The organism is Streptomyces sp. WY228, assembly GCF_019287315.1.
Taxonomy (GTDB): domain Bacteria; phylum Actinomycetota; class Actinomycetes; order Streptomycetales; family Streptomycetaceae; genus Streptomyces; species Streptomyces caviscabies.
The window spans coordinates 6,686,278-6,707,282 of record NZ_CP079114.1 but is presented as its reverse complement, the minus strand read 5'-3'; the positions used below and the strand labels follow the sequence as shown (position 1 = coordinate 6,707,282).

General features: G+C 73.1%; 13 protein-coding genes and 1 pseudogene. 13 read left to right on the top strand and 1 reads right to left on the bottom strand.

Going from position 1 to position 21,005, the window contains the following annotated elements; genetic code table 11:
- Positions 1-107 precede the first annotated feature (107 nt).
- The 6 genes from KV381_RS29360 (at position 108) to KV381_RS29335 (ending at position 7,967) form a co-directional block, all read left to right on the top strand.
- Positions 108-2,558 (top strand): nitrate- and nitrite sensing domain-containing protein, encoded by a 2,451-nt coding sequence (locus KV381_RS29360; RefSeq protein WP_218786718.1) that lies wholly within the window; start codon positions 108-110, stop codon positions 2,556-2,558.
- On the top strand, positions 2,555-2,959 hold the full coding sequence (locus KV381_RS29355; RefSeq protein WP_030079793.1) for a roadblock/LC7 domain-containing protein: 405 nt from the start codon (positions 2,555-2,557) through the stop codon (positions 2,957-2,959). Before KV381_RS29360 ends, KV381_RS29355 begins: the two co-directional genes overlap by 4 nt.
- 105 nt (positions 2,960-3,064) lie before the next feature.
- Entirely contained in the window at positions 3,065-4,270 is a 1,206-nt protein-coding gene (locus tag KV381_RS29350; RefSeq protein ID WP_030079795.1) for an ABC transporter substrate-binding protein, read from the top strand.
- A gap of 1 nt (position 4,271) precedes the next feature.
- Positions 4,272-6,386: an ABC transporter permease gene (locus KV381_RS29345; protein ID WP_030079797.1), complete on the top strand. Its 2,115-nt coding sequence runs from the start codon at positions 4,272-4,274 to the stop codon at positions 6,384-6,386.
- A complete protein-coding gene (locus KV381_RS29340; protein WP_030079799.1) occupies positions 6,383-7,228 on the top strand; it encodes an ABC transporter ATP-binding protein in 846 nt (281 codons plus the stop codon). Before KV381_RS29345 ends, KV381_RS29340 begins: the two co-directional genes overlap by 4 nt.
- 10 nt (positions 7,229-7,238) lie before the next feature.
- On the top strand, positions 7,239-7,967 hold the full coding sequence (locus KV381_RS29335; RefSeq protein WP_030079801.1) for an ABC transporter ATP-binding protein: 729 nt from the start codon (positions 7,239-7,241) through the stop codon (positions 7,965-7,967).
- Positions 7,968-8,048: 81 nt separating this feature from the next.
- Here the strand turns inward: KV381_RS29335 and KV381_RS29330 are convergent.
- A pseudogene (locus tag KV381_RS29330) lies at positions 8,049-9,222 on the bottom strand (FAD-dependent monooxygenase).
- A gap of 365 nt (positions 9,223-9,587) precedes the next feature.
- Between KV381_RS29330 and KV381_RS29325 the strand changes: the two are divergent.
- The 7 genes from KV381_RS29325 to KV381_RS29295 all read left to right on the top strand — a co-directional run bounded on the left by KV381_RS29325 (position 9,588) and on the right by KV381_RS29295 (position 20,867).
- Positions 9,588-11,057: an aldehyde dehydrogenase family protein gene (locus tag KV381_RS29325; protein ID WP_030079805.1), complete on the top strand. Its 1,470-nt coding sequence runs from the start codon at positions 9,588-9,590 to the stop codon at positions 11,055-11,057.
- Complete coding sequence (locus KV381_RS29320; RefSeq protein WP_030631708.1) at positions 11,054-12,637, top strand: APC family permease; 1,584 nt, start codon at positions 11,054-11,056, stop codon at positions 12,635-12,637. The genes KV381_RS29325 and KV381_RS29320 overlap by 4 nt, the downstream gene beginning before the upstream one ends.
- Before the next feature lie 34 nt (positions 12,638-12,671).
- Positions 12,672-14,249 carry a GMC family oxidoreductase gene (locus tag KV381_RS29315; protein ID WP_218786717.1) on the top strand — a complete coding sequence of 526 codons (1,578 nt, stop codon included), beginning with the start codon at positions 12,672-12,674 and terminating at the stop codon, positions 14,247-14,249.
- Positions 14,250-14,309: 60 nt separating this feature from the next.
- Positions 14,310-14,939 (top strand): alpha-ketoglutarate-dependent dioxygenase AlkB, encoded by a 630-nt coding sequence (locus KV381_RS29310; protein ID WP_218786716.1) that lies wholly within the window; start codon positions 14,310-14,312, stop codon positions 14,937-14,939.
- A 96-nt stretch (positions 14,940-15,035) separates the two neighbouring features.
- Positions 15,036-17,702, top strand: a complete 2,667-nt coding sequence (locus KV381_RS29305; protein WP_218786715.1) for a SpoIIE family protein phosphatase — start codon at positions 15,036-15,038, stop codon at positions 17,700-17,702.
- A gap of 177 nt (positions 17,703-17,879) precedes the next feature.
- Entirely contained in the window at positions 17,880-18,416 is a 537-nt protein-coding gene (locus KV381_RS29300; RefSeq protein WP_218786714.1) for a hypothetical protein, read from the top strand.
- A 138-nt stretch (positions 18,417-18,554) separates the two neighbouring features.
- Entirely contained in the window at positions 18,555-20,867 is a 2,313-nt protein-coding gene (locus KV381_RS29295) for a hypothetical protein (protein WP_218786713.1), read from the top strand.
- Positions 20,868-21,005: the final 138 nt, after the last annotated feature.

Below are 21,005 nucleotides of genomic sequence, written 5' to 3'. Positions count from 1 at the left end.
GCATCGCTGACCCCGTCGGCATGTCCTCACCGACACCCCCACAACCCGTTAACAGGTATCTGAGTGTCACCGATATTCGAGCCCGGTTCCGGCCATGGAGCCGCGCAGTGAAAATCAATCGTCGCCTCGTACTCCTCGTCACCGCACCGCTCACCGTCGCCGTCACCTTCTCGGTTCTCGCCCTTGCACCGGCGACGAACCAGGCACTCCAGGCAGGCCGATTGACCTCGATGGTCGATGCCGCCGCCGGAGCGAGCGAGCTGGCCCACCAGTTACAGCGTGAGCGGGCAGCGGCCACCGCCCTGATCTCCGAACAGGGGGACGCGGAAGCCTTCCGGATACGTACGAGCGCCACCGACAAGAGCATCGCCACCTTCCGCGGCCGGACCAAGGGTCTCTCCTCGGTGCCCGGCAGCGCGCAGGGCGCCCTGGACCGGATCGAGCGCTTCATCGAGGAGATGCCCGGGCTCCGCGCCCAGGTGCGCTCGGGCAGCAGCACCGTCTCCGCGCTCGCCTTCGGCTATCGGATCGTGATCGCCGACCTCAACAGCTACCGCGACGGCATCGCGCAGGCGGACGGCGTCGACGCCGACATCGCGGACCGGATCCGTGCCGCGGCCGCCCTGTCGGAGGCCGCCGAGCACACCGCCCAGCAGCAGGTCACCGTGGCGCGAGCCCAGGCCGCCGGCGGTTTCACGACCGCTTCGCAGCGGACCTTCGACGCCGGCCGGCTGGGCTACACCGAGTCGATCGGCGTCATGTTCGACCTCGGGCCCGGCGAATGGCGGACCTGGCTGGAGCGCACCCTCTCCGGGGCGAAGGCGCTGGAGGCCCGCCGGCTGGAGGACGAGATCGGCCGCACGGGCACCGGCAAGGACATCACGGTCACCCCCGAGGAGTGGCAGAAGGCCGCCAACGACCGGCAGGAGCTGCTGCGTTCGGTGGAGAAGCGGGTCGACGCCGCCGTCCACGCCCAGGTCTCCGACGTACGCACCACCCTCGTCTGGACGGCCGGCGCGGAGGTCGCCCTGGTGCTCCTGACGCTGGTCGGCGTCGTCGTCGTCGCGATCCGCCTGGGCCGTGTCATGATCCGGCGGCTGCGTGATCTGCGCAACGCCGCGCACGAGGTCGCCCACTCCGGGCTGCCCGCCGTGATGAACGAGCTGTCCCGGCCCGGCGCGCTGCGCGGGGCGACGCCCGAGGAGGTGGCCCGGCGGACCGGCGACCCGGTCAGGACCACGGGCCAGGACGAGATCGGCGAGGTCGGCGAGGCGTTCAACGCCGTCCACCACGAGGCCGTCCGCCTCGCCGCACAACAGGCTCAGGCGCACGAGCAGTTGGCCGAGACGCTGGTCGGGGTCGCGCGCCGGGGAGCCCGGTTGACCGCGGTCATGGTGTCCGAGCTGGACACCGTGCAGCGCGACGAGGCCGACCCCGTACGGATGAAGACCCTCTTCGCTCTCGACCACCTCGCGGTCCGCATGGAGCGCAACACCAACAACCTGCTGGTGCTGGGTGGTTACGGCAACGCCCGGGTGCGTTCGGCCGATGTCGGGTGCTCCACCGTCATCGTGGCCGCCGCCCAGCAGATCGAGCGGTTCGACCGGGTCTCGCTCGGCGTGATCGAGTCGGGGATCGGCGTCACCGCCCGCGCCGTGCACGACGTGGCGCACATCCTGGCGGAGCTGCTCGACAACGCGACCCGGTACTCGCCCCCGGACAAGCAGGTCGGGGTCGCCGTCTGGCGGCTGTGGGACCGGGCGGTCGTACAGATCGTCGACGAGGGCGTGGGCATCACGGCGGAGCGCCGCGCGGTCCACAACGCCGCGCTGCGCGAACCGCAGGCGGGCATCGGCGACGTACGGTCCATGGGTCTGCATGTGGTGGCCCGGCTCGCCGCGCGCCACGGCATCGTTGTCGAGCTGCGCGACTCCTCGGGCCCCGGCACGATCGCCGAGGTCACGCTGCCCGCGAAGGTGCTGGCCCTGGACTTCAAGGAGGTCCAGGCGCCGTCGCAGAGCGAGCTCGGCAACGATGTCGGCTACGAGGCGCCGCGCCCGGTCACACCGCCGGGGCCGAGCGGTCGGCGGCAGACCACCGCGACGGACGCCCGGCCCGGCCGCGGGGGCGCCCCGGTCGGCTCGGGGGTCATCGCCCGTGAACGGGGGCACGACACCGCGCCCGGCGCCGTACCCACGCGTGAGCACGGGCACGACACGGCGTCCGTGCCCGCGTCCGCCCCCACGGACGAACGGGGGCACGACACCGCTCCCGCGCCGCATCCCGTGCACGACGAGCCGGTGTCGCGGGTCGCCGGGGTCAGTTCCTCGGGGCTGCCGGTGCGGCAGCGCAGAACACCGCAGCAGTGGCCCGCCGGGGGCAAGCGGGGCGGCGCCGAACAGCGGCCCGCCGCCGCTGCTCCGCGGCCGTCGCCCCGCCGCCGGGACAGCCGGCAGGTCTCCGACGTACTGGCGGCCTACGCCCAGGGGATCAACCGGAGCACGAACCACCGGGGGCGTTCCGCCCCGGACGACAACACCGAACGGACCGAGAAATGACCACCTCCTCCGACCTGAGCTGGATCCTGAGCGATTTCGCCGGGCGCATCCCGGAAGTCACCCAGGCGATAGCGGTGTCCGTGGACGGACTCGCGCTGGCCTACGCCGGCGTGGAACGCGACGACGCCGAGCGGCTGGCCGCCATCGCGTCCGGCATCGTCAACCTGCTCTCCGCAGCGGCCCAGTTGACCCAGACCGACCCCGTGGAGCACAGCCTCACCGCGATGGAGGGCGGCTACATGTTCTCGATGGCCGTCTCCAGCGGCGCCTCGCTGCTCGTGACCACGACCAGGGACGCGGACATCGGCGAGGTCAGCTACATGATGTCCGAACTGATCAACCAGGTCGGCGACTCGCTGTCCCCCCAGGTCCGCGACGCGAGCCTGCCGCCCGCGCGCTGACCTCCGGCCCGGCCTCCCCCGGCCGCGCCCCGTCCCGACCGGGACCCCTCGATCCTGCCGCCCCCCGCCCCGCCCGCTGTCCCTCCACCCCTGATGAGAGCCCTCATGTTCCCCTTCACACCATCGAGTCCCCGCCACCGCAGATTCCGTCCCGTCGGCGCTGCCGCCCTCGCCCTCGGCCTCGCGGCCGTCACCGGGTGCAGCGGCGACAGCGGCTCCTCCGACGACACCGTGAAGGTCGGTCTGGTGGCCTCCCTGTCGGGCACGTACGAGCCGGTCGGCACGGAGCTGCGGGACGGCTTCAAGCTGTATCTGGACACCCACGGCAACAAGCTGGGCGGCCGCAAGGTCGAGCTCATCGTGGCGGACGAGGGCGACGGCCCGCCGACCGCCGTGCCCGCGGCCACCAAGCTGGTCAAGAAGGACAAGGTCGACGTGTTGACGGGCTTCGTCGGCGGCGGCTCGGTCAACGCGGTGCTGCCCCTGACCCAGCAGGCGAAGATCCCCTTCCTGGGGTCGAACGCCCGGCCGCCGGTCAAGGACATCGAGTACGTGTGGACGACGAGCTTCCTGTCCGACGAGCCGGGCAAGGCCATCGCTCCGTACATCAAGGAGAAGGTCGACGGCCCGGTCTACGCGATCGGCCCGGACTACCAGGGTGGTTACGACGAACTCCGCGGCTTCACCGATGAGTTCAAGCGGGTGAAGGGCGAGCTCGCCAATCCGGACGGCAAGACCACCTGGACGCCGTTCCCGAAGACGACCAACTTCATGCCGTACTTCGCGGAGATCGCCAAGACGGACGCCAAGGCGGTGTACTGCTTCTACGCCGGCAAGGCCGCGATCGACTTCGCCAAGCAGTACGCCCAGTCCGACATCGCCGATCTGCCGCTGTACACGGCGTTCGTCACCGAGGGCAGCGTGCTCCAGGCCCAGGGGCCGGCGGCCAAGGACATCTACTCCGTCCTGAACTACGCGGCCGACCTCGACAACGAGGCGAACCGCAAGTTCGCCGCCGACTGGACCGCGGAGCACGACACCCAGCCCACCACCTACGCGATGTCGTCGTACGACGCGGCCGCCGTGCTGGACAAGGCGATCGCCGACGCGGCGAAGGACGGCGACGTGACGCCGCAGACCATCAACAAGGCCATCGCGGGTCTCGGCCAGATCGACAGCCCGCGCGGCGCCTGGGAGTTCGGCGACAAGGCGCACTCGCCGGTGCAGACGTGGTACCTGCGCCAGGTGCGGCCGGACGGCTCCCAGCTGGCCAACGTCATGGTCCAGGACCTGGCGACGCTCGGCAGCTGACATGGACCTCCTGGATGCCCACCTCGTACCGGCGGTGGACGGAGTGGCCTTCGGGCTGCTGCTGTTCGTGGTCGCCGCCGGTCTGAGCCTCGCCTTCGGCACGGCGGGCGTACTGAATCTGTCGCACGGCACGCTGTACGCGATCGGCGCCTACACCGGCGCCGAGTTGAGCGACGGGACCTGGGGCGGGCTCGCCCTCGGCCTGGTCGCCGGAACAGCGGCGGCGTGCGTCGCCGGGGCGGGGCTGTCCGCCGCGACGGCTCCGCTCGCCCGGCGTGGGCATCTCGCGCAGGCACTGCTGACGTTCGGGCTCGCCCTGATCGGCGGTGATCTGCTCGTCCAGTTCTTCGGGGCGGACGAACTCCCGGTACGCGTACCCGAGGTCCTCGACTCCTCGGTGACGCTGCTGGGGCACCGCTACCCCGCCTACCGGCTCTGCTTCATCGTGATGGCCGTACTGCTCGCCGCGTTCGGTACCTGGGTGCTGACCCGGACCCGGATGGGCGCGGCGGTACGGGCCGCCGCCGACGACCCGCAGATGCTCGCGGCCACCGGGCTCAGCCCCCGGGCGGTGCACACCGGCGTCCTCGCGGCGGCGGGTGCGCTGGCCGGGGCGGCGGGTGTGCTCGGGGCGCCGATCATCGGCCCCGGGCCCGGCACGTCCGAGAACGTGCTGATGCTCTCCCTGGTGGTGGTCGTGCTCGGCGGCCTGCGCTCGCTGTGGGCGACCTTCTTCGCGGCGGTCGCCGTGGGCGAGGTACAGACGCTGGGCGTCTCGCTGGCGCCCGAGCTGGCCCCGTATCTGCTCTTCGCCGCGATGGCGGCGGTGCTGGTGCTGCGCTCCCGCTTCGCGGAACCGGCGACGGGGCACGGACCCGATGGCCCCGCTCCAGACCCGGTCGCCCGGCTGCGGGGCGCTCTCGCGGCACGGCTGCGACGGCCGTCGGGCGGTGCGGCACGGCCGACGACGACCACGGCGAAGGCGTCGGAGGCGGATCGGGGCCGAGGTCAGGACCGGGCCCCGGACCGGAGCGCCACGGCGCCCCGAGCGGGCGGGAACCGGGCACCGGCGTGGGTCGGCCGGCTGCCCGGCAGGGCCGCGTGGTGGCAGGCGGCTCCGCTGCTCGTGCTGCTCGTGGTGCTCATCGCCCTGCCGGCCCTGCTCGACGCGTACAGCATCTCGCTGGCCGGTTCCGCGCTGGCCCTGGGGCTGCTCGCGGTCAGCGTCACCATCCTCACCGGTTACGCCGGGCTGCCCACCCTGGGGCAGACCGCGCCGTTCGCCGTGGGCGCGTACGCCACCGCGAATCTCGCGGACGCCGGGTGGACCGTGGGCCCCGTCCAGATCGTCCTCTCGGCGCTCGCCGCCGCCGTCTTCTCGGCGGTGGTGGGGCCTGCGGTGATCCGGGCCCGTGGCACCACCGTCCTGATGATCACGCTGGCCGTCGGCGAGCTGACCGGCGCGGTCGTCAACCAGCTCAAGTCCGTGACCGGCGGCGCCGACGGACTCGTCGGTTTCCCGGCCACCCAGGCGCTCTGGGGCGGGGAGGGGATGCTGGCGGAGAGCGAGCTGTACACCTACGCGCTGGTCGTCGCCGTCGTCGCCGTGGCCCTCACCCTGCTCGTCCTGCGCTCCCCGGCGGGGAAGCTGCTGACGGGCACCCGGGGCGCCGAGGCGCGGATGCGCGCCTCCGGGCATCCGGTGGGGCGCTATCTGCTGGTGGCCCACATCTGCGCGGGCGCGCTGGCCGGTGTGGGCGGTTCGCTGATGGTGACCGTCCAGCAGTACCTCTCCCCCGCCGACGTCGGGTTCGAGATCGCCGCGTTCGCCCTGCTGGCGGTGGTCATCGGCGGTACGACGTCGGTGATCGGCGCGCTGTTGGGCGCCGGGCTCATCGTCGCCACCCGGGACTGGGTCGCCGGTTCCTGGCCCGGCCACGGACCGCTGCTGCTCGGCGTGCTCTTCGTCGCCACGGTGTACGTGCTGCCGCGCGGGCTCGCGGGTCTGCGCGGCGGATCCGGCGGCGGCAGCGGACCGTCCTCCGACGCGCCCCGGCCGCCGGACCGGCCGACGCCCGTTCCCACCTCGGCCCCCGCCGGGAAGGTCTCCCCATGACATCCGAACCGACCACCGCGGCACCGGCATCCGCCGCCGCTACCGCCCCGCCGCCGCCCGTGCTGGACCTCACCCGGCTCACCCGCCGGTACGGCACGCTCACCGCGGTCGACGACGTCAGCCTCCGGCTCCCGGCGGGCGCCCGGCACGCCGTCATCGGCCCCAACGGCGCGGGCAAGACCACCCTGCTCAACCTCATCGCGGGCACGGACCGGCCCGACCACGGCACGATCGCTCTCGACGGCGCCGACATCACCCGTACATCCACCGCCAGGCGCAGCCGCCTCGGCATCGCCCGCAGCTTTCAACAGCCGTCCGTGATATCCGAGTTGTCGGTGCTGGACAATGTCGTCCTGGCCGGCTGGCCGCACCATCCGAAGCGCCGCGGGGCATGGCGCAGCCCGTCCCGCTACCGGCAGCACACCGAGTCCGCGGGCCGCCATCTGGAGACCGTGGGGCTGGCGGACCTCGCCCGCCGCCCGGCCTCGACGCTCTCGCACGGGCAGCGCCGCATGCTCGACCTCGCCGCCGCGCTGGCGGGCGCGCCCCGGCTGCTGCTCCTGGACGAGCCCGCGGCCGGACTGACCGACGGCGACATCGGCCGGCTGCTCGGCATCCTCGGCGGTCTGCCGGCGAGCGTGGCGGTCATCCTGGTGGAGCACCACGTCGAGGTGGTCGCCCAGATCGCCTCGACGGTCACGGTGCTGGCCGCCGGAAGGGTGCTCGTCACCGGCGAGACCCAGGAGGTGCTGGCGCACCCCGAGGTCCGCGACGCCTACCACGGCACCGGCCCGGGAGCGGCCGCGACCGAAGCGGCACCCGTCACCGAAGCGAGAGGATGACCGGCCCCCGATGCTCGAACTCACCGGCCTGACCGCGGGCTACCACGGCGGCACCGTCCTCCACGCGCTCGACCTGTCGGTGTCCGCCGGCACGGTCCATGCCGTCGTCGGCCACAACGGCGCCGGCAAGACCACCCTCGTCCACACCGTCGCCGGCCTGATGCGGCCGAGCGCCGGAACCGTCACCCTGGACGGCCGCGAGGTGACGGGCCGGCCCGCGCACCGGATCGCCCGCGCCGGGATCGGGCTCGTACCTCAGGGCCGGCGGGTGTTCGCCGGACTCACCGTCGAGGAGCACCTGCGACTGTCCTACCGTCCGCCGCGCCGCGGCGACACAACGCGCCCCAGCGTGTGGACCCCCGCGCGGGTCCTGGAACTGCTGCCCCGGCTGGGCGAGCGCCGGGGCAACCGGGGTACGGATCTGTCCGGCGGCGAGCAGCAGATGCTGGCGCTGGCCCGCGCGTTGCTCGGTTCGCCACGGGTGCTGCTGCTCGACGAGCCGACCGAGGGCCTCGCGCCGGTCCTCGTCCGGCAGGTCCACGAGCTGGTGACGACGCTGGCCGCGGAGGGCATCGCCGTCCTGCTGGTGTCCCCCAGCCCCGCCCAGGCCGCCGAGTGCGCCCGTACGCTCACGGTCCTCACCTCGGGGCGGGTGACGCTGCGCATGTCCGGTGCGGACGCCCGCGCCGACGCCACCGCGCTGCACGCGGCGCTGGAGCTGGCCCCGACGGCGGCCTGAGACGCGACGACCGTACGGGCACGGGCGCGGTGACCCCGTGAGGCGTGAGGTCACCGCGCCCGTGCCGCGCGCACTCCGCGCCTACCCGGCCTTCATGCTGTGACCGCCGAAGCCGCTGCGCCGGTCGGAGCCCTTGTTCTGGTCCTGCCACCAGGTGTCGAACTCGGCCTGGCCCATGGCGGACCAGTCCGGGGTGTTCTCGACCTGCGCGGCGCCCATCCGGCGGGCGAGGGCCACCATGGCGGACCCGACGGGCCCGCGCCCGGCGTCGTACCCCTCCAGGACCTCCTTCCAGCTGCCCCCGGCCTTCCAGGCGGCCTCCAGCGCGGTGGCGTCCTGGAGCGCCTTCACGCTGCCGCCGCCGATGTGCGGGCGGGCGACGCTGGCGGCGTCACCGACGAGCGCCATCCGTCCGGAGGTGTAGTGCGGCACCTCCAGGTCGTAGATGGGCTGGATGAAGGTGGTGTCGGCGGGGGTGCGGAGCACCCTGGAGGCCCAGTACGGCGGGAAGTTGTCGGCGACCAGGGCGCGAAGTCGCGCGGTGAGTTCGGAGTTGAGCCGGCCCGGCGGCAGTGAGGTGGGCGTCCGCAGGTCGGGGTGGAGGCCGTCGGCCTGCGGCGGCGCGGTGTAGAGCACCCAGTTGAGCCGGTGGCCGCCGACGCCGTCCGGGATGCGGTAGATCATGCAGTGGCCGCCGGGGAAGACAATGTTGTGCGCGTCGTTGCCGTCCGACGGAAGGTCCGCGACGTCCGACGAGGTCCCGCGCCAGCCGATGTATCCGGCGTACGTGGCGTCCGCGCCGGGGAACATGGCCTCGCGGACGACGGAGCGGTATCCGTCGGCCCCGATCACCACGTCGAAGTGCTCCTCGTACCCGTCCGCGAGCCGCAGCGTCACCCCGTCGGCGTCCGGCTCCACCCCGGTGACCACCGCACCGGGACCGGCAGGCGCCTCGCTAGGCCCGGAAGGGGAACGGCTGCTCGCCGACGGCCCGGCCGTGGTCCGCCTCGCCGTCGCGCACGCTCCACACCCGCCGGGTCAGCGGCGCCCAGGGCATCTCCGGCGCGACGTACCCGGCCTCCCGCAGCTCCTCGTACCGGTCGCTCTGGAGGGCGATGCCCACCCCTCGGTCCCGGAGCCGGTCGTCGGCCCGCTCCAGGACGGTGATCCGCTCCGCTCCCCCGCGCGACGCGGCCAGGGCCGCGGCACACCCCGCTATGCTGCCGCCGACCACGGCGACGCTGCCTCCACGCATGACTGGCGCTCCACTCACTCGGTGTTCCGGCTGTCCCGGCCGCCCGGCGGACGCACTTCTCGTGGCGGCCTTCTCAATGGCGGCGCGGCAGGGCGTAAACCGCCCTGTTTCAGGACCTGTTGACCGGCCCATGACGTGAGGTCAGGGCCGGACCGGATCCTATCGGGCGAGGAACGCCCGGCTCCGGGCGGTGCGTGCCCGGCCGGCGGGCCGGCGGGGGCGCGTGCTCCGGACGGCCGCCCCCGCGCTGCGCGCACACCCGGCCGCCCTTACTGTCTGTGCTGACGTCGTCACCCGGGGAGCCGGTCGTCGCCGTGGCCCGCACCCGGCGGGGCGCCCGTCCCGCCCCCGTACAGGAGGAGCCCATGCCGGAGCTGTTCATCGATGGCCAGTGGACCGCGGCCGCCGGGGGGCGGAAGCGGGAGATCCGCTGTCCGGCCGACGGCACGCCGGTGGCCGAGGTCGACGAGGGCGGGGCCGAGGACGCCGCAGCCGCCGTCGCGGCGGCCCGGCGCGCCTTCGACCAGGGGGTCTGGCCGGGTACACCGGCCGCCGAGCGGGGGCGGCTGCTGCTGCGGGTGGCGGAGCTGCTGGAGCGGGACAAGGACGTCTTCGCCCGGGCCGAGTCGCTGGACACGGGGAAGCGGCTGGTCGAGAGCGCCTACGACATGGACGACATCGCGAACTGCTTCCGGTACTTCGGCAACCTCGTCGCGGCCGGGGACGCGGGCCGGGTCGTCGACACCGGGCTCGCGGACGTCGACAGCCGGATCGTGTACGAGCCGGTCGGCGTCTGCACGCTCATCACGCCGTGGAACTATCCGCTGCTCCAGACCGCCTGGAAGGTCGCCCCGGCGCTCGGGGCCGGCAACACGTTCGTCCTCAAGCCGAGCGAGCTGACCCCGCACACCGCCATCCTCCTCATGGGGCTGCTGGCCGAGGCCGGGCTGCCGGACGGGGTCGCCAATCTGGTGCTCGGGGCGGGAGGTGTGGTGGGGGCGCCGCTGACGGAGGATCCGCGGGTGGACCTGGTGTCGTTCACCGGCGGGCTCGTGACCGGGCGGCGCATCATGGCGGCCGCCGCGCCCACCGTGAAGAAGGTCGCCCTGGAGCTGGGCGGCAAGAATCCGAACATCGTCTTCGCCGACGCCGATTTCGACACCGCCGTCGACTACGCGCTGATGGCGGTCTTCCTGCACTCGGGGCAGGTCTGCTCCGCCGGGGCGCGGCTCCTCGTCCAGGACGAGCTGCACGACCGGTTCACCGACGAGCTGGTGGCGCGGGCGGGCCGGATCAGGCTCGGCGGGCCGTTCGACGAGGAGGCGCGCAGCGGGCCGCTGATCTCGGCCGCGCACCGCGACAAGGTCGAGGCGTACGTGGCGGAGGGCATCGCCGAGGGCGCGGTGCTGCGCTGCGGGGGCGCGCGGCCCGAGGATCCGGCGCTGGCGGGCGGCTTCTACTACCCGCCCACCGTGCTGGACGAGTGCGCCACCTCGATGTCCGTGGTGCAGGACGAGTCGTTCGGTCCGGTGCTCACGGTCGAGCGGTTCCGGGACGAGGACGACGCGGTCCGGCTGGCCAACGACACCGTGTACGGGCTGGCGGGCGCGGTCTGGACGCAGGACGGCGGGCGCGCCCACCGGGTGGCCTCGCGGCTGCGGGCGGGCACCGTGTGGATCAACGACTTCCACCCGTACGTACCGCAGGCGGAGTGGGGCGGTATGAAGCAGTCCGGCTTCGGCCGCGAGCTGGGTCCGGCCGGTCTCGCCGAGTACCAGGAGGCCAAGCACATCTGGCGCAATGTCGCGGCGGTCCCCCAGCGGTGGTTCGAGTGAGCGGCGCCAAGGGCCCCGAAGGGCGGGCGGTGCCGGACAGCAGCCATGACGACGACGCGCTCGGCGAGCTGGGCTACAAGCCCGAACTCCGGCGCACGCTCGGCAACTTCCACACCTTCGCCGCCGGGATCAGCTACATCTCGATCCTGACCGGCACCTTCCAGCTGTTCTACTTCGGCGTCAGTTTCGGCGGCCCCGCCTACTGGTGGTCCTGGCCGATGGTCTTCTGCGGGCAGCTGATGGTGGCCCTGTGCTTCTGCGAGCTGGCCGCCCGCTATCCGGTGGCCGGTTCGGTCTACAACTGGGCCAAGAAGATGGGCGGTCCGCACGTCGGCTGGCTCGGCGGCTGGATGATGATGACGGCCACCATGGTCACCCTGTCGGCGGTGGCGCTGGCGTACCAGATCACGCTGCCGCAGATCGACGACTGGTTCCAGTTCGTGGGCGACGGCAGCGGCAAGAACGACCAGGCGGCCAACGCCGTCCTGCTGGGCACGGTGCTCATCCTGTTCTCCACGCTGGTGAACGCGTTCGGCGTGAAGCTCATGGCCCGGATCAACTCCGCGGGCGTCTTCATCGAGCTGATCGCCGCCGTGGCCCTGATCATCTTCCTGGCCGCCCACATCACCCGGGGCCCCAGCACCGCGCTGACGGAGACGTACGGGCTGGGCAGCGGCCAGTCGCTGGGCTACTTCGGCGCGTTCCTCACCGCGTCGCTGGCCTCGGCCTATGTGATGTACGGCTTCGACACCGCGTCCTCGCTCGGCGAGGAGTCGCACAACCCGGGCCGCAACGCGCCCCGCGCCATTCTGCGGGCGCTCATCGCGTCCTTCCTGATCGGTGCGTTCATCCTGCTCTTCGCGCTGCTCTCGGTGCCGGACCTGCACGCCGAGGAGCTGTCGACGGGCGGTCTGCAGTACGTGGTGCTGGCGACGCTCGGCGACACCGTCGGGGAGATCTTCCTCTGGGCGGTGGTCGTCGCGATCACGGTCTGTGTGCTGGCCGTGCAGGCGGCCGGGATCCGGCTGATGTTCGCCATGGCCCGGGACAACAACCTGCCCGCCGGATCGAAGCTGGCCCGGGTCAGCCCCCGCTTCAAGACACCCGTGGTGCCCGCCGTGCTGATCGGGGTGGTGGGCGTCGTGATCCTGGTGGTGAACATCAACCAGCCGCAGATCTTCTCGGTGATCACCAGTATCGCGATCATCATGATCTACGTGGCCTATCTGCTGGTCACCGTGCCCATGCTGCTGCGCCGGCTGCGCGGCGGCTGGGAGCCGCGCGAGGGCGCGTTCTCGCTGGGCCGCTGGGGGCTGCCGGTCAATGTGCTCGCGGTGCTCTGGGGCACGGCGATGTCGCTCAACCTGGCCTGGCCGCGCGCCGAGGTGTACAACGCGACCGGTCCGCAGCACTGGTATCTGCGGTGGGGCGCGTTCCTGTTCATCGGCGTCGTCGCGCTCGGCGGCTTCGCCTACTACTGGTTCGTCCAGCGGCACCGGACCGGCGTCCTCGCCGAGCACCGGTTCGAGGCCCAGGACGACCCCACCGCCCCCACCGCCCCGCCCCCGCCGGCCGGCTGACGTCCCCGCAGGCCGGCCCGACCCTGGAGACCCGATGTCCGAAGCACGCCCTGTACCCGCGTTCGATTACGTCGTCGTCGGCGGCGGTACGGCCGGCGCCGTCATCGCCGCCCGGCTCACCGAGGACCCGGACGTCACCGTCTGCGTCCTGGAGGCGGGCCCCTCGGACGTCGGGGACGACAGCGTCCTGCGGCTGGAGCGGTGGATGGCGCTGCTGGAGTCCGGTTACGACTGGGACTACCCGGTGGAGCCGCAGGAGCGGGGCAACAGCTTCATGCGGCACGCCCGCGCCAAGGTGCTGGGCGGCTGCTCCTCGCACAACTCCTGCATCGCCTTCTGGGCTCCGGCCGAGGACCTCGACGCGTGGGGCGCGCTGGGCTGCACCGGGTGGAGCGCGGCGGACTGCTTCCCGCTCTACCGGCGCCTGGAGACGAACGACGCGCCCGGCGACCACCACGGCCGCTCCGGTCCGGTCACCATCCGTACCGTGCCGCCCCGCGACCCGTGCGGTACGGCTCTGCTGGAGGCCTGCGCGGCGGCGGGCATTCCCACCGTGCCGTTCAACACGGGCTCCACGGTGATCCGGGGCGCGCACTGGTTCCAGATCAACGCCCGCGAGGACGGCACCCGTTCCTCGGCCTCGGTGTCGTATCTGCACCCGGTGCTGGGGAAGCGGCCGAACCTGGAGGTACGGACCGGGCTCCAGGCGAAGCGGCTGCTGTTCGACGGCGACCGGTGCTCGGGGGTGGAGTATCTGGAGCCCGACACCGTGCACAGCGGGGCGGTGCGCGCGCGGCGCGAGGTGATCGTCTCCTGCGGGGCGATCGACTCGCCGAAGCTGCTGATGCTGTCCGGCATCGGCCCGGCCTGGCATCTGCGGGACACCGGCGTGGACGTACGGGTGGACTCCCCCGGCGTCGGCTCGCACCTCCAGGACCATCCGGAGGGCGTGATCATGTGGGAGGCGAAGCGGCCGATGGTCACCACCTCCACCCAGTGGTGGGAGATCGGGATCTTCGCCGACACCGAGCCGGGGCTCGACCGGCCGGACCTGATGTTCCACTACGGATCGGTGCCGTTCGACCTGAACACCTACCGGCGCGGCTACCCGACCTCGGACAACGCCTTCTGTCTGACCCCGAACGTCACCCGCGCCCGGTCGCGGGGCACGGTCCGGCTGCGGACCCGGGACTTCCGGGACAAGCCCCGGGTCGATCCGCGCTACTTCACCGACGAGCACGACGTACGGGTGATGACGTACGGGCTGCGGCTGGCGCGGGAGATCGTCGCGCGGCCGGAGATGGCGGCGTGGGCCGGGGCCGAGCTGGCGCCGGGGCCCGGCGCGACCACGGACGCGGAGCTGTTCGACTACATCCGCGAGACGCACAACACCGTGTACCACCCGGCCGGGACCGTCCGCATGGGCCCGGTGGAGGACGGGGAATCGCCGCTCGACCCGCAGCTGCGGGTCAAGGGGGTCCGGGGGCTGCGGGTGGCCGACGCCTCCGTCATGCCGTTCCTGCCGACGGTCAATCCGTGCATCACCACGATGATGATCGGCGAGAAGTGCGCCGACCTGATCAAGGAAGGTCCTCTCCCCGTCACCGCTTGATCATGCGTCGTCACCGCCCGACTATTCGCACACATGCTCGAATAGCGTTACGCTCACCCCATGGCCGTACACCTGCAGAGCTCACTTTTCGACCAGGAGGCCGAGGTCGGCACCCGCCCCCTGAGCGGGCTGCGCCGTACCGACCTGGGCCACGGAGCCTGGATCGACGTGCTGCCGCAATGGCTCCGGGGCGCGGACACGCTGTTCGAGACGCTGGTACGCGATGTCGCCTGGCGGGCCGAGCAGCGCGTCATGTACGAGCGCGTGGTGGCGGTCCCCCGGCTGCTGGCCCACTTCGGCCGCCGCGACCCTCTTCCGCATCCGGCGCTGGAGGCCGCCCGCACCGAGCTGAGCAGCCATTACGTGGCCGAGCTCGGCGAACCGTTCACCACGGCGGGGCTGTGCTTCTACCGCGACGGACGGGACGGGGTCGCCTGGCACGGGGACACCACCGGGCGGGGAAGCACCGAGGACACCATGGTCGCGATCCTCTCGCTGGGCGCGCCCCGGTACCTCGCCCTCCGGCCGCGCCGCCCGGGCCCCGCCCCCGTGCGCAGGCCGCTCGGCCACGGCGACCTGATCGTCATGGGCGGCAGCTGCCAGCGCACCTGGGAGCACGCGATCCCCAAGACCGCACGGGCCGTCGGGCCGCGCGTCAGCGTGCAGTTCCGGCCCGACGGGGTGCGCTGACGCCGATGCCCCGCCGGCCCGGCCCGGGGCACCGCGGTTGTGCCGGTCCCGGGCAGGGCGGATTCTGAGGGTAATGAAACGGGCCGGGGTCGCGCCGTGAGCGCGGCGAACACGGCGGAGAGCGCCGATTTCCGTGGCCCCCTGGACATCACCAGGGCGGCCACGATGGTTCTGGACGATGAGAGCACCGTCATCGGCTGGAGCCCCGCGGCCGCCGAGCTGCTCGGCTACGAGCCCTCCGAGGTCCTGGGACGGCCGCTGAGCGCGTTCCTCTCGGCGCACCCGGTCACCGTCGGCGGCGCTTCTTCGGACGGGCCGCCCCGGCCGTCCCCGGCGCCCGAACCGCTCGATCCTTCCGGACCGGACGAACCGCTCGATCCTTCCGGACCGTCCGACCCCTCCGATTCCTCCGACGTCGCCGGAACGGCCGCTCCCGGTCTCGGACCCTCGTCCCTCGTCGGCGACGAGATCCACGTGGCCCGCACCCGCGACGGCCATGAGCTGCTGGTGGCGACGGCGACCTGCCCGCTGCCCGGCGGCGCCGGGGGCAGCGGGACACCGGGCGCGCCGGACCGGATCATGGTGGCGGCCGAGGTGGGCGAACTGCGCCACTGGGAGTCCCGGATCGCCCTGCTCCAGGGGCTGGCCACCCAGTCGCCCGTCGGACTGGCGATCTACGACACCGATCTGCGGCTGACCTGGTGCAACACCGCCTACGAACGGGAGATCGGGCAGCCGCTGGCCGCGTTCCGGGGCATGCGGGCCGATGAGCTGTACTCCGGCGGCTCCTTCGTGAGCCCGGGCTACCCCCAGACCCTCGACGGCGTCATGCACCAGGTGATCGACACCGGCGAGCCGATCCTCGACCTGAACTTCCGGGGGCAGCCGCCCAGCGATCCGGGGAGGGACCATCTGTGGTCCTGCGCCTACTACCGGCTGGAGGACGCCCACGGGCATGTGTTCGGCGTCTGCGAGGACGCCTTCGACATCACCGACCGCTACCGGGTCCAGGAACGGCTGGCCCTCCTCGTCGAGGCCGGCCGCCGGATCGGCACGGTCCTGGACGTGGCCACCACCGCCGAGGAGATCGCCGAGGTGGCCGTGCCGGACTTCGCCGCCGCCGTACGGGTCGATGTCACCCGGGCCGCGGTGACCGGGGAGACGGCGGCGGTGGGCAGCACGGCGGACATGTCCCTGCTGCGGGTCGCGGAACGCTCGGAGCCGGGCGGCGGCGCGCCGGACCTCGCCCTGCCGGAGACGGGCCCGCCGGAAGCCGCACAGGCCCCCGACGCCGCCGACGCCTCCGACGACGCCCCGGCAGCCTCCGGCGAGGCCCCGGAGCCGTATCCTCCGGTCGGCTATCCGCCCGGTTCGCCGCAGCACCGCAGTCTGTCCTCCGGCGGGCTCGTGCTCGACGAGGGCACCCTCGTCGTCCCGCTGCGGGCCGGGGGCGGCATCCTGGGGCTCGTCACCTTCGAGCGGGGCGTGGGCCCCGACGCCTCGGGCCGGGCGCTCGCCCCCGACCGGGCGACCACGTTCGACAACGGCGAGGTCGCCCTGGCGGACGAGCTGACCGCCCGGACCGCCGTCTGCATCGACAACGCGCGCCGCTACACCCGCGAACGCACCGCCTCCCTCGCCCTCCAGCGGCAGTTGCTGCCCCACCACCTGCCGCCGCAGTCCGCGGTGGAGACCGCCTACCGCTATCTGCCGGCCGACGATGTGACCGGTGTCGGCGGGGACTGGTTCGACGTGATCCCGCTGTCCGGCACCCGGGTCGGCCTGGTGGTGGGGGACGTGGTCGGGCACGGGCTCCAGGCGGCCGCCACCATGGGCCGGCTCCGCACCTCCGTACGGGCCTTCGCCCAGCTCGACATGGCCCCCGACGAACTGCTGACCCGGCTGGACGACCTGGTGGGGCAGCCCGCGGAGGACCGGTCGGACGCGTACGGCGGGGCGGTCGAGACGTACGACGTGACCACCGGGGCGACCTGTCTGTACGCGGTCTACGACCCGGTCTCCCGGCGCTGCGTCATGGCGCGTGCCGGGCATCTGCCTCCGGCGATCGTCGAACCCGGGGGCCGGGTGTCGTTCCCGGACCTGCCCGCGGGACCGCCGCTGGGCCTGGGCGGCCTGCCGTTCGAGTCGATGGAGATCGACCTGCCGGTGGGCAGCCTGCTGGCGCTGTTCACCGACGGTCTGGTCGAGGCCCGGGACCACGACATCGGGCAGGGCCTCGACGCGCTGGGCGGGGTGCTCGGCGGCGGTTGCGCCTCGCTGGAGGAGCTGTGCGACCGGGCGGTGTCCGAGCTGGTGCCCGGCGGCACGAGCGCCGACGACACGGCGCTGCTCCTGGTCCGTACCCGCGAGCTGGACGCGGAACAGGTGGCCGACTGGGAGTTGACCGCCGAACCGGTGTCGGTGGGCCGCGCCCGCGAACTGGCCACCGGGCAACTGGCCGCCTGGGGACTGGAGGAGCTGTCGTTCGCGACCGAGCTGGTCGTCAGCGAGCTGGTCACCAACGCGGTGCGGTACGGGGGCGGGCCGCTGGGGCTGCGCCTCATCCGGGACCGCACCCTGGTGTGCGAGGTCTCGGACACCGGTCACACCTCGCCGCACCTGCGGCACAGCGCGGAGGACGACGAGGGCGGGCGCGGCCTGTTCATCGTGGCGCAGCTCGTCCAGCGGTGGGGCACGCGGTACACGCCGACCGGGAAGACCATCTGGACCGAGCAGACCCTCCCGTCGGCCGGAACCGGCTGACTCCTGCACTCCTGCACTCTGCACACCTGCACACCTGCCTCATGCGCTCCTGCACGCCTGCGGCCGGGACGGGCCGCTTTGTTGACAACCCAACAGACATCGACTTAGGTGTGCCTTACCTAAGTCGACTGGGTGTCCGTGGTTCTGGTTACCGATGCCGAGAAAGGTGCTCATCACATGAGTGCTGTTCCCTCCACCCGCACCGTCGCCCGCACGGGTCTCGCCGCGTTCGCCGCCGCCGCACTGGCCGTGACCTTCGCCTCCCCCGCCGCCGCCGCGACCGGTACCCGTACGGTCACCGACGGGGGCACCACCTACAACCTGTCGCTCACCGCACCCGACACCGCGGCCGCCTCCGGCGCCAACATCACGGTCAGCGGCAGCGGTTACAACTCCTCGCAGGGCGTCTACGTGAGCCTGTGCGTGGTGGACGGGGCCCAGGGCGACAACAAGCCCTCGCCGTGTCTCGGCGGTCAGGACGAGTCCGGCACCACCGGCGCCTCGCACTGGGTCTCCAGCCTGGGCGGCGGCCTCCCCAACACCTCGCCCTTCGGCGCCGGCGGCACCTTCAGCGTCCAGATACACGTCAAGGCCGACCTCGGCGGCGGCAACGTCTGCGGCGACACCGTCGAGTGCGCCATCGTGACCCGCGCCGACCACACCGACACCAACGACCGCAAGTACGACGTCCACGCCCCCATCGACTTCGTGTGACACGGGCCCGTGCGACACGAACTCGGGTGGCGCAGGCCCGTGTGACACCGAGCAACTTCCTTCAGTAGTACAGCCATGCGCCCGGTCCCGGCAGCTCGCGCCGGGGCCGGGCTCCCCCGCGTCGTGACGAGGAATGACATGACATCCACTCCGGGCACCGCTTCGGGCACCGCCCCCGGCACCCCGCCGAGCGGCCGCGGCAGGCTGAGACGCCGGGCCGGTACGGCCGCCGTCGCCGCCCTGCTGCTCGCGGCGATCCCCGCCGACGCGGCGGTCAGCGCCGACGCCGGCACCCCGAGCACCGCCACCGGTCCGCAGGGCCAGACGCTCACCGTCTCGGCCACCACCGGACTCGACCCGGCCGGGCAGAAGGTCCGCGTCAGCGGCGAGGGGTACGGACTGACCACCGGCATCTACGTCGCCCTGTGCAAGGACAACGGCGACAACCGGGTGCCCTCCCCCTGCCTCGGCGGCGCGGACATGAGCGGCGATTCGCAGACCTCGCAGTGGATCGTGCCTCCGGGCGACCCCTACGAGGGCGATCTCGCGCAGGCCTTCGGGCCCGGCGGAACGTTCGACGTGGAGATCGAGGTCACGGCGAAGGGCGACGGCCTCGACTGCGCCGAGGTCTCCTGCTCCGTCGTCACCCGCGCCGACCACCGCGCCGCGGGCGACCGTACGCAGGACGTCCGGATACCCGTCGCCTTCGCGGGCGAGGAGCCCGGCGAACCGGGCGGCGAGGGCGTCGACGTACCCGCGGGGACCGTCTCCTACAAGGCGGTCGCCGACTTCACCTCGGCGGGCAAGCCGCTGGACCTGCTGCTGCACCCCGAATCGAAGAAGCTGTACGTCGGTGCGGACAACCTCCCCGACACGGCCGACGTCGACGAACGCGGGCTGCATGTGCTGAACCCCGAGGACGGTACGTCGGAGAGCTGGATCAGCCTGGCGCCCGGCTCCACCGGCGAGCTGCGCGCCTCGACGGCCGCCCGCATCGCGGGCCCGCTGCCGGGCGACGGCGTCGTCTACAACTACCCGCTGCGGGGCGTCGGGGCTGCCGAGGCGGGCGACGAGGCGGCCTCGGGCGTCTGGCTCACCGGGTCCACCATCACGGACATCGCCCCCGGGACGACTCCGGAGACGGTGCTGGTCGCCCAGGGCGCGAAGCTCTCCGAGATCGTCCGGGCGACCGGCGAGGCCACCCGGACTCTCACCCTGCCGGGCGGCGCCCAGTTCGCCGCCGACCCCGAGCGGGGCACGCTCTGGTACAGCGACTTCGCGGCCGGCAAACTGCACCGGGTCGACCTCACGTCGTTCGAACCGACCGGCTCCTTCGACGTGCCCGGCGCGCCGGGCATGGCCGGATTCACCGAGACGGACCCGGCCACCGGTGCGGTGTGGGTCGGCGTCAACCGCTCCGTGCGGGTCTTCGACGCCACGGGCACGCTGGTCAAGACGCTCGTCGGGAAGGACCTGGCCCGCGACGCCGCCTTCGACACCGACAGCGGCCGGGCCTTCGTCGTCTGGCAGGACGGCGGGGACCTCTCCGACCCGGCCAACGACAACAACGGCACGCTGACCGTGTACAGCAGCGACGACTTCGCGGTCGCCGCGAAGGACCTGTCGCTGCCCGGCAACCACAGCCAGTCCGGCGCGGCCTCGCTCGCCGTCGAACCGGGCGGCGGCACGGTCTTCGTGACCAGCCCCGCCGAAGGGAAGATCACCAAGCTGGCCCGTCAGGTGTCGCCCCTGGTGACCCGGGCGCCCGTCGACCTCACGGCCCGGGACGGCGAGGAGGTCGCCCTCACCGCGGAGGCGGAGGGCGCCCCGGAGCCCACGGTCCGCTGGCAGGTCAGCACGGACGGCGCGCAGACCTGGAAGGACGTCGAGGGCGCGACCGGTCCGGAGCTCTCCTTCACCGCGCGCACGGCACAGGACGGCTACCGCTACCGCGCCGAGTTCCGCAACGACGTCGGCACCACCCGGACCACCCCTGTGACGCTCACCGTCACGGCGGCCACGGGCGGCGGCGAGACGGGCGGCGACACCGGCGGCTCGGGTGAGACCACGAACGGCGGCGGCAGTACGGGTGGTGACAGTTCATCAGGCACCGCCGGCGCGACCGGCGGCGACGCGTCCACGGGCGGTGACAGCTCGACCGGCGGTGACAGCGGTACGCAGTCGGGCGGCGGCTCCACCTCCGGCGGTTCCACCGGCGGCTCCTCCGGTACGGTCGGCGGCTCCGGTTCGACGGTCGGCGGTTCCGGGTCCGGAGCCGCGGTCGGCGGCGGTGTCGCGGGCGGCGCCGGGGTCACCCCGTCCTCCGGCGGCGGCAGCCTGGCCGCCACCGGGGCGACTGTGATGTCGGTAACTCTCGCAGCAGTCGGGCTCGTTGGCGCCGGACTGCTGGTCCACCGGCGCACCAAACGGCGCACGGACGGCGCGTTCTGACCCCGTAGCGACCCTCGCCGTCCGTTCACCACCCCTGGCGGCACGGCGAGGGATCACGCGAACCCCCTGGCCGGGCACCCGCCCGCCAGGGGGTTCGCGCGTTCCCGGCGCGGCGCACCGGAGCCGAGGCCTCCGCAC

What these genes read in the sequence shown, in the direction of transcription:
- KV381_RS29355 (WP_030079793.1), top strand. Translation starts at nt 2,555, where the DNA reads ATGACCACCTCCTCCGACCTGAGCTGGATCCTGAGCGATTTCGCCGGG.
- KV381_RS29350 (WP_030079795.1), top strand. Translation starts at nt 3,065, where the DNA reads ATGTTCCCCTTCACACCATCGAGTCCCCGCCACCGCAGATTCCGTCCC.
- KV381_RS29345 (WP_030079797.1), top strand. Translation starts at nt 4,272, where the DNA reads ATGGACCTCCTGGATGCCCACCTCGTACCGGCGGTGGACGGAGTGGCC.
- KV381_RS29340 (WP_030079799.1), top strand. Translation starts at nt 6,383, where the DNA reads ATGACATCCGAACCGACCACCGCGGCACCGGCATCCGCCGCCGCTACC.
- KV381_RS29335 (WP_030079801.1), top strand. Translation starts at nt 7,239, where the DNA reads ATGCTCGAACTCACCGGCCTGACCGCGGGCTACCACGGCGGCACCGTC.
- KV381_RS29325 (WP_030079805.1), top strand. Translation starts at nt 9,588, where the DNA reads ATGCCGGAGCTGTTCATCGATGGCCAGTGGACCGCGGCCGCCGGGGGG.
- KV381_RS29315 (WP_218786717.1), top strand. Translation starts at nt 12,672, where the DNA reads ATGTCCGAAGCACGCCCTGTACCCGCGTTCGATTACGTCGTCGTCGGC.
- KV381_RS29310 (WP_218786716.1), top strand. Translation starts at nt 14,310, where the DNA reads ATGGCCGTACACCTGCAGAGCTCACTTTTCGACCAGGAGGCCGAGGTC.
- KV381_RS29300 (WP_218786714.1), top strand. Translation starts at nt 17,880, where the DNA reads ATGAGTGCTGTTCCCTCCACCCGCACCGTCGCCCGCACGGGTCTCGCC.
- KV381_RS29295 (WP_218786713.1), top strand. Translation starts at nt 18,555, where the DNA reads ATGACATCCACTCCGGGCACCGCTTCGGGCACCGCCCCCGGCACCCCG.